Raw genomic sequence first — 1094 nt, forward strand, 5'->3', positions numbered from 1 at the left:
ATGGCAAAGGCAAAGTTTGAACGTAACAAGCCGCATGTGAACATCGGCACGATCGGTCACGTTGACCACGGCAAGACGACGCTGACGGCGGCGATCACCAAGTATTTCGGCGACTTCCGTGCGTATGACCAGATCGACGGCGCGCCCGAGGAGAAGGCGCGCGGGATCACCATCTCGACCGCGCATGTGGAATACGAGACCGAGACCCGCCACTACGCGCATGTCGACTGCCCCGGCCACGCCGACTACGTCAAGAACATGATCACCGGTGCCGCCCAGATGGACGGCGCGATCCTGGTGGTGAACGCCGCCGACGGCCCGATGCCGCAGACGCGCGAGCACATCCTGCTGGGCCGCCAGGTGGGCATCCCCACCATGGTCGTCTACATGAACAAGGTCGACCAGGTCGATGACGAGGAGCTGCTGGAGCTGGTCGAGATGGAGATCCGCGAGCTGCTGTCCTCCTACGACTACCCCGGCGACGACATTCCGATCGTCAAGGGCTCGGCCCTGGCGGCGATGGAAGGCCGTGATCCCGAGATCGGCGAGAACTCGATCCGCGCGCTGATGGCGGCGGTCGACGAGTGGATCCCGACGCCCGCGCGCGCCGTGGACCAGCCGTTCCTGATGCCGATCGAGGACGTGTTCTCGATTTCGGGCCGCGGCACGGTTGTGACCGGCCGGATCGAGCGTGGCGTGATCAACGTCGGCGACAGCATCGAGATCGTGGGGATCAAGGACACCAAGACCACCACATGTACGGGTGTCGAGATGTTCCGCAAGCTGCTGGACCGTGGTGAGGCAGGCGACAACGTCGGCGTTCTGCTGCGCGGCATCGAGCGTGAAGGCGTGGAGCGCGGCCAGGTGCTGTGCAAGCCCAAGTCGGTGACCCCGCACACCAAGTTCGAGGCCGAGGCGTATATCCTGACCAAGGAAGAGGGTGGCCGTCACACGCCGTTCTTCGCCAACTACCGCCCGCAGTTCTACTTCCGCACGACGGACGTGACCGGCACCGTGACCCTGCCCGAGGGCACGGAAATGGTGATGCCCGGCGACAACCTGAAGTTCGAGGTCGAGCTGATCGCCCCGATCGC

1 protein-coding gene is annotated in these 1094 nt (G+C 64.5%); it reads left to right on the top strand.

The features are described 5' to 3' along the window. A partial coding sequence (tuf, locus tag ACFTOW_RS13340) for an elongation factor Tu (RefSeq protein ID WP_379916519.1) occupies positions 1–1094 on the top strand: 1094 nt, incomplete at both ends.

Origin of the sequence: Lacimonas salitolerans (assembly GCF_042677865.1) — a bacterium.
Lineage (GTDB): Bacteria > Pseudomonadota > Alphaproteobacteria > Rhodobacterales > Rhodobacteraceae > Lutimaribacter > Lutimaribacter salitolerans.